This is a genomic window from Micromonospora sp. AMSO12t (assembly GCF_008806585.1).
Classification (GTDB): domain Bacteria; phylum Actinomycetota; class Actinomycetes; order Mycobacteriales; family Micromonosporaceae; genus Micromonospora; species Micromonospora reichwaldensis.
This window is the reverse complement of sequence record NZ_WAAS01000284.1, coordinates 1-7,735: the sequence shown is the minus strand read 5'-3', so window position 1 is coordinate 7,735 and position 7,735 is coordinate 1. Positions and strand designations below refer to the sequence as shown.

Here is a 7,735-nt window from a genome sequence, read left to right as displayed (position 1 = left end):
AACAGCCCGCCCGCCCGGGGCCCGCCGAAGGGCAGCGTGGCGTCGGCCGGGACCAGCCGCAGCGGCGAGGTGGTCAGCCGGTCGCCGGCCCGCGACGGCAGGGTGAGCCGGAACTGGGCGCCCTGCCCGGGCGCGCCCCACGCTTCCAGCCAGCCGCCGTGCAGCCGGGCGTCCTCCAGGCTGATCGACAGGCCCAGCCCGGTGCCGCCGGTCTGCCGGGCCCGGGACGGGTCGGCCCGCCAAAAGCGGTTGAACACCAGCTTCTCCTCGCCCGGCTTGAGCCCCACCCCGTGGTCGCGGACGGTGATCGCCACCGCCGTGTCGTCCACCCCGAGCGTGATCAGCACCGGCTTGGCCTCGCCGTGCTCGACGGCGTTGCCGACCAGGTTGCGCAGCACCCGCTCCACCCGTCGGGGGTCCACCTCGGCGATCACCGGGGTGCCGGGGACGTCCAGCTCGATGGCCACCCCGACGCGCTCGGCGAGACCCGCCAGGCGGTCGGCCACCCGGTGCACGACCGGCACCAGGTCGGTCGGCTCGGAGTCCAGCATGGCGAAGCCGGCGTCGAAGCGGCTGATCTCCAGCAGGTCGGTGAGCAGCTCCTCGAAGCGGTCCAGCTCGGCCTGGAGCAGCTCGGCGCTGCGGGCCACCGCCGGGTCGAAGTCGTCCCGCTCGGCGAAGATCAGGTCGGCGGCCATCCGGACCGTGGTCAGCGGCGTGCGCAGCTCGTGCGAGACGTCGGAGGTGAAGCGGCGTTGCAGCCGGGACATCTCCTCCAGCCGCAGGATCTGCCGTTGCAGGTTGGTCGCCATCTGGTTGAACGACGCGGCGAGCAGGGCCAGGTCGTCCTCGCCGTTGACCACCATCCGCTGGTCGAGCAGGCCGGCGGAGAGCCGCTGGGCCGTGCGGGCGGCCACCCGTACCGGGGTCACCACTAGCCGGGTGACCAGGCCGGCGAGCAGGGCGAGCAGGAGCACCAGGGCCGCTCCGGTGGCGGCCACGGTGCCCCGTACGTCGGCGGCCGTGGTGTCCTGCCGGGCCAGCGGCACGAGGTAGTAGAGCTCCACCTGGCCGAACCGGGTCGGCACCGGCGAGCCGTAGACCAGGTACTTCGTGCGCTCCTCGCCGAGGCGCCCGGTGCGGATCTGGCTGGCGACCTTGCCCCCGGCGACGGTCTCGCGCAGCTCCCGGCTGATCAGCGGGCGGACGTTGACCGCGGGCGAGGACCGGGGCTGGATGGCCCCGGTGTGGTTGTCGGCGGTGAGCGCCACGATGACGCCGGTGGTCTGCTGCGGGTCACCGCCGGCCAGGTAGTTGACCGTGCCGTCGATGGTCTCCTGGAGCTGCCCCTCCTGCGGCTGGTTGTAGAGGCCGAACTGCTTCGCCGCGTAGTCCGCGCCGTTGCCCAGCCGGATCCGCACGTCGGTCTCGACGTTCTCCACCAGGATGCCGGTGATCTTGTCGGCGATCAGGTAGGCGAAACCGCCCACCAGCAGGCTCGACGCGACCAGTGTGATGGTCACCACCCGCAGCTGGAGCGACCGGCGCCAGCTCTGGTGCAACCCGGCGAGCAGACGCGCGGCCCGGCCGCTCACGCCACGCCACAGCTCCCGCGCGGCGACACGCCGGCGCGGAGCTGCCGTCGGGGGGTCCGGAATCGGGGAGGTGGCCACAGTGTGACCAGGCTATCCGGTGCCCGCCTTGTAGCCCACGCCCCGCACGGTGAGGATGATTTCCGGCCGCTCCGGATCCGGTTCGATCTTGGCCCGCAGCCGCTGCACGTGCACGTTGACCAGCCGCGTGTCCGCCGCGTGCCGGTAGCCCCAGACCTGCTCCAGCAGCACCTCGCGGGTGAAGACCTGGCGCGGCTTGCGGGCGAGCGCGACCAGCAGGTCGAACTCCAGCGGCGTCAGCTTCACCTCCTCGCCGTTGCGGCTGACGGTGTGCGCCGGCACGTCGATGGTGATCTGGTTGCCGGGCGGCCCGATGGTCAGCATCTCCGGGGCGACGTCCTCGCCCCGGCGCAGCCGCGCCCGCATCCGGGCGACCAGCTCCTTGGGCTTGAACGGCTTGACCACGTAGTCGTCGGCGCCGGACTCCAGGCCGAGCACCACGTCGACGGTGTCGCTCTTGGCGGTCAGCATGACGATCGGCACGCCCGACTCGGCCCGGATCGACCGCGCCACGTCGATGCCGCTCATGCCGGGGAGCATGAGGTCGAGCAGGACGATGTCGGGGCGGTTCTCGCGGAACGCGGCCAGCGCCCGCTCCCCGTCGGCGACGAAGGAGGGCAGGAATCCCTCGCTGCGCAGGACGATGCCGAGCATCTCGGCGAGCGCGGGGTCGTCGTCGACCACCAGTACCCGGGCTCTCATGGGGTTAATGTTTCCATCCCCTTCAGTTGGTGGGATCCCCGTCACCCGGCACGGTACTGCCGTGGGACGTCGCCGCCCAGCAACAGGTGCCCGGCGTCGCCGCCCCGACGTGCGGGTCCACCCGATCGGAACGGGCGTGTCACCATGATCCCCGCGTGCGCCGTCACGCGCCACCGCCGTCCGTCCCCAGGAGTACGCGTGCCCGACGCCGGCCCGACCGCCGTGCTTCCGCGCCGCCCCCTCACGGTCGGCGAACTGCTGGACTCCGCGGTCCTGCTGCTGCGTGGCCAGGCCCGGGTGCTGGTGCCGGTCGCCCTCGTACTGGCCGTGGCCGAACAGCTCCTGCTGCACCCGCTGCGGCTCGCCGCCGACACGGCGCCACCCGCCTGGCTGCCGGAGTTCGGGCGGTTCGGCGCGTACTGGCTGCTGCTGGCGGTGGGGGCGGCGACCGAGGCGGTGATCGTCCTGCTGCTCGGAAATCCTGCCGCCCGGGCCGCCGGGGCCGCCCTGTTCGGCCGCGCGCCGGGCCCCCGGGAACTGCTCCGCCCGGCCGGCGCGCGCTGGGGCGCCACCGCGCTGCTCGCCGTCCTCGTCGGCGTGGTGATGTGCGGGGTCGCGCTGTTCGGGCCGGCGTGGATCGTCGGGTTCGCCCTGCTCGGCGCCGTGGCGCCGGCGCTGGTCGTCGACCGGGTGCATCCGCTGCGCGCCCCGCTGCGCGCGGCCGCCCTGGCCGTCCGCGGCGCCGGCCGGGCCGGCTGGATCCGGCTGCTCGGCTACCTCGTGTGGTGGATCGTGCGCGTCGGCCTCGGCGTCGGCGTCTACGTCGGGCTGGACTCGTTCGACCTCGTCGACCGCGCCTGGGCCGGGTGGCTTTCGCTGGCCGTCTGGGCGGGCGTGAACAGCGTCGCCTACCCGGCCCTGGCCTGCCTGGACGCGGTGCTGCACCTGGAGACCCGGATGCGTACCGAAGGGCTGGACATCCGGTTGTCCCGGGCCCGGCCGGGCACGCCGGAGACCGTGCTGCTGGCGGCCGGGCGATGAGCCTCAGCCGGTGGTGGACCGAGACCACGGCGGCGCTCGGCGACCGGGTGCCGCTGACCCTGGTCGCGCTGCTGCTGGTGCTCGCCGCGGTGCTGGTCGCGGTCGGCTGGTACACGTTCCCGGCCTGGGTCCCCCGGCGGTTGCCCCGGCTGCGTCGACGCCGCCGGGAGACCGCGCCGCCGGACGCCCCGCCGCCGGTCGTCCCCGCGCCCCGCGAGCCCGAGCTGCCGGCCGCCGCGTACGTCTCCCTCGCGGACCGGTTCGCCGCCGAGGGCCGGTACGCCGAAGCCGTCCGGGAGCGGCTGCGCGCGATGGTCCGGGAGCTGACCGCCCGGCGCGTGGTGCAGCCGCAGCCCGGCATGACCGTCGCCGAGCTGGTGCGGGCCGCGACGGACACCCGGCCCCAGGTGGGTCCACCGCTGAGCGCCGCCGGCGCGATCTTCTCCGAGCTCTGGTACGGCCAGCGCCCCGCCTCCGTCGAGCACGACCACCGGATGCGGGAGCACGCCGCCGACCTGGACCGGCTGCTGACCGGGCGACCCGAGGACGGGCCACGACCATGAGCGCACAGACCACCGCCGTACCACCGGCGCCACGCGCGGACGTCGCCCCCCGGCGACGGCGCCGCCGGCACCGGCTGCTGATCCCGCTGGGCCTGGCCGCGGCGCTGCTGGCCACCACCCTGGTCACCCGCGCGGTCGACCAGCCCGACCCCGGCGACCGGGGATTCCTCTCGCCGGTCGCGACCGGGGACGACGGCGGCAGCCGGCTCGCCGACGCGCTGCGCGGGCAGGGTGTCACCGTGCAGCGGGAGACGGACACGCTGCGCGCCCTGCTGGCCGCGCGCGGCGGGGCTGCCACGCTCTTCGTGCCCGCGCCGGGGCTGCTGCACCCGGACACGGTCGGCGCGTTGGACTCGCTGCCCTCGACCACCAGGCTGGTGCTGGTGGACCCGTCGCGACGGGTCCTGGAGGCGGTGAGGCTGCTGCCGGTGCAACCGGCCGGTCGCCGGTGGGCCGCGCAGGCCGTGGGGCCGGACGCGCGGGGCCTGCCCTGCCCGCTGCCCGAGTTGCGGCAGCTCGGGCGGGTGGCGGTCGGGCTGCAGCGCTACGCGCTCGCCCCAGGCGCGTCGGCGCCCGTCCGGTTCTGCTTCGCCGACGGACTCGCCCTGCTGCCCCGGGTCCCCGAGAGCACCGTGGCGGTGGGCGCCAGCGATCCGTTCCGCAACGACCGGATCGACGAGTGGGACAACCGGGCGTTCGCCACCGCGCTGCTCGGCGGGCCCGGCCGGGTGGTGTGGCTCGACCTGGACGGCCCCGAACCCCCGCCGGTCTTCGGCGACGGCAGCAGCGGCAGCCCGGCCTGGTCGCCGACGCCGGGCGGCTCCACCGGGTACGGCGGCCCGGGAAGCGGCACCGGCACCGGCACCGGGGACGGCACCGGCGACGGGCGCCCCGGCGGCCCGGCTGACCCGGGCGGGGAGACCGACGACGACAGCGAGGGGCGGGGCGACAACCGGGCCGACAGGCCCGACCCGCCGAACCCGCTCTGGTCCGCCTTCCCCGGCTGGCTGTGGGCGTTGCTGGCCCAACTCGCCCTTGCCGCCCTGCTGGCCGCGCTCTGGCGGGCCCGCCGGCTCGGCCCGCCAGCGGTGGAGCCGCTGCCGGTCACGGTCCGCTCGGCGGAGACGGTGCTCGGCCGGGCGCGGCTCTACGAGAAGGCGGGTGCCCGGGACGCGGCCGCGCGGACGCTGCGGAGCGCCGCCCTGGACCGCCTGACGCCCCGGCTGCACCTGCCGCCGACCGCGCCGCCGACCGACGTGGCCGCTGCGGTCGCCGCCCGCACCGGCGACGACCCCCGGTGGACCGACGAGGTGCTGCACGGCGCCGGGCCCGAGACCGACCAGGACCTGCTGGACCTGGCCCGCGCGCTGGACCGGCTGACCCGCGTCGCCGCCCCGCACGCCACCGACGGACCGCCCCCACCCGCCGCACCGCACCCGCACCGAGCCGAAGGAGACCCCCGGTGACCCGACCCGCCGGTACCGCCGAGCCGCCGACCATCGACCCCGTCGACCCCCGTGCCGCCCTGCACCGGCTGCGCGCCGAGGTCGCCAAGGCGGTCGTCGGGCAGGACGCGGTCGTCACCGGCCTGGTCATCGCCCTGCTCTGCCGCGGGCACGTGCTGCTGGAGGGCGTGCCGGGCGTGGCCAAGACCCTGCTGATCCGCACCGTGGCCACCGCCCTCGACCTGGGGTCCAAGCGGGTGCAGTTCACCCCGGACCTGATGCCGGGCGACGTCACCGGCTCGCTGATCTTCGACCCGCGCTCCGCCGCCTTCACCTTCCGCGAGGGGCCGGTCTTCACCAACCTGCTGCTCGCCGACGAGATCAACCGGACGCCGCCGAAGACCCAGTCGGCGCTGCTGGAGGTGATGGAGGAGCGGCAGGTCTCGGTGGAGGGCGAACGGCGGCCGTTGCCCGACCCGTTCATCGTCGCCGCCACCCAGAACCCGATCGAGTACGAGGGCACCTACCCGCTGCCGGAGGCGCAGCTCGACCGGTTCCTGCTCAAGCTCACCGTGCCGCTGCCCAACCGGGACGAGGAGCTGGGCGTGCTCCGCGCGCACCACGCCGGCTTCGACCCGCGCGACCTCACCGCTGCCGGCGTACGGCCGGTGGCCGACGCGGCCGACCTGGCGGCGGCCCGGGCGGCGGTCGGCCGGGTGCACGTGGCCGAGCCGCTCTTCGGCTACGTCGTCGACCTCTGCCGGGCCACCCGCAACACCCCGGCGCTGGAGCTGGGCGCCTCGCCCCGGGGCGCCACGGCGCTGCTCAACACGGCCAAGGCGTGGGCCTGGCTGGCCGGCCGCGACCACGTCGTACCGGACGACGTTAAGGCGGTCGCCCGGCCGACGCTGCGGCACCGGCTGCGGCTGCGCCCCGAGGTGGAGCTGGAGGGCGTCGGCGTGGACCAGGTGCTGGACACGGTGCTCGCCACCGTGCCGACGCCGCGATGACCTGGCGGGCGGCGCTCCTGCTGGCGGTCGGCGCGCTGACCCTGCCGGCCTGGCCGTCGCCGTTCGCCGGGCTGCTGGTGATGACCGGGGCGGTGCTGCTGCTGGTGCTGCTCGACCGGGCGCTGGCCGCGCCCCCGGGCGCGCTCACGGCCGCCCGGCAGGGGGACCGCGCGGTCCGGCTCGGCGGCACCGCCACCGTCGCGCTGCTGCTGCACAACCCCTCCGGCCGTACGCTGCGGGCGCGCGTCCGCGACGCCTGGGTGCCCTCCGCCGGCGCCCGCCCCGACGTGCCGCCGGGACAGCTCGTGCGCGTCGAGCCGGGCGCGACGGTGGCGCTGCCCAGCCGGCTGACCCCGCTGCGGCGGGGCGACCGGCCGGCGGTGGCGCTGACCGTGCGTTCGTTCGGGCCGCTGGGGCTCGGGTTCCGGCAGCGCTCCGGGCGGCCGGCGACCCCGCCGTGGACGCTGCGCGTGCTGCCCCGCTTCGACTCCCGCCGGCACCTGCCGGAGAAGCTGTCCCGGCTGCGGGTCATCGACGGCACCCAGGTGAGCCGGGGGCGGGGCCAGGGCACCGAGTTCGACACCCTCCGCGAGTACGTGGTCGGCGACGACGTGCGCTCGATCGACTGGCGGGCGAGCGCGCGCCGCGCCGACGTGCTGGTGCGCACGTGGCGGCCGGAGCGGGACCGCCGGCTGCTGTGCGTGCTGGACACCGGACGGACGTCGGCGGTGCGGGTCGGCGACGAACCCCGGCTGGACACCGCGATCGACGCCGCGCTGCTGCTCACCGCCCTCGCCGCCCGCGCCGGCGACCGGGTCGACCTGCTCGCGGCCGACGCGGCGGTACGGGCCACGGTCACCGGCACCGGCGGGCCGGCCCTGCTCTCCCGGGTGGTGCACGCCCTCGCCCCGCTCCAGCCGACGCTGGTGGAGACGGACTTCGACCTGATCGCGGGCGAGTTGCTGCGCCGGCAGCGCCAGCGCAGCCTGGTGGTGCTCTTCACCGCGTTGGAGGCCGGCGCCCTCGGCGAGGGGCTGCTGCCGGTGCTCCCCCGGCTGGCCGCCCGGCACAAGGTGGTGATCGCGGCGACGCACGACCCGGTGCTGACCGCCCTCACCACCACCGTCCCGCAGCGCCCGGCGGACGCCTACGCCGCAGCAGCGGCCTGGCGCGCCCTAACCGAACGAGACCGGGTCCGCACCGCCCTGGCCCGCCAAGGTGTGACGGTGGTGGACGCCCCGGCCGGCCGCCTGGCCCCCACCCTGGCCGACACCTACCTCCGCCTAAAGTCCCTGGGCCAA

The 7,735-nt window shown here is 76.2% G+C and carries 7 protein-coding genes; 5 read left to right on the top strand and 2 right to left on the bottom strand.

Going from position 1 to position 7,735, the window contains the following annotated elements; genetic code table 11:
- Both mtrB and mtrA read right to left on the bottom strand, forming a co-directional pair.
- The coding region (gene mtrB, locus F6X68_RS27875; protein ID WP_192581561.1) for an MtrAB system histidine kinase MtrB at positions 1 to 1,673 on the bottom strand (1,673 nt) is incomplete at its 3' end.
- A 12-nt stretch (positions 1,674 to 1,685) separates the two neighbouring features.
- Positions 1,686 to 2,375 carry an MtrAB system response regulator MtrA gene (gene mtrA, locus F6X68_RS27870; protein WP_089001893.1) on the bottom strand — a complete coding sequence of 230 codons (690 nt, stop codon included), beginning with the start codon at positions 2,373 to 2,375 and terminating at the stop codon, positions 1,686 to 1,688.
- Between the two features lie 198 nt (positions 2,376 to 2,573).
- Between mtrA and F6X68_RS27865 the strand changes: the two genes are divergently transcribed.
- The 5 genes from F6X68_RS27865 to F6X68_RS27845 form a co-directional block, all read left to right on the top strand.
- Entirely contained in the window at positions 2,574 to 3,416 is an 843-nt protein-coding gene (locus tag F6X68_RS27865) for a hypothetical protein (protein WP_151457048.1), read from the top strand.
- Complete coding sequence (locus F6X68_RS27860) at positions 3,413 to 3,979, top strand: DUF4129 domain-containing protein (RefSeq protein ID WP_151457047.1); 567 nt, start codon at positions 3,413 to 3,415, stop codon at positions 3,977 to 3,979. Before F6X68_RS27865 ends, F6X68_RS27860 begins: the two co-directional genes overlap by 4 nt.
- Positions 3,976 to 5,445 carry a DUF4350 domain-containing protein gene (locus tag F6X68_RS27855; RefSeq protein WP_151457046.1) on the top strand — a complete coding sequence of 490 codons (1,470 nt, stop codon included), beginning with the start codon at positions 3,976 to 3,978 and terminating at the stop codon, positions 5,443 to 5,445. Before F6X68_RS27860 ends, F6X68_RS27855 begins: the two co-directional genes overlap by 4 nt.
- Positions 5,442 to 6,434 carry a MoxR family ATPase gene (locus F6X68_RS27850; RefSeq protein WP_192581560.1) on the top strand — a complete coding sequence of 331 codons (993 nt, stop codon included), beginning with the start codon at positions 5,442 to 5,444 and terminating at the stop codon, positions 6,432 to 6,434. The genes F6X68_RS27855 and F6X68_RS27850 overlap by 4 nt, the downstream gene beginning before the upstream one ends.
- On the top strand, positions 6,431 to 7,735 hold a 1,305-nt coding region (locus F6X68_RS27845; RefSeq protein ID WP_151457045.1), incomplete at its 3' end, for a DUF58 domain-containing protein. The genes F6X68_RS27850 and F6X68_RS27845, both read left to right, overlap by 4 nt.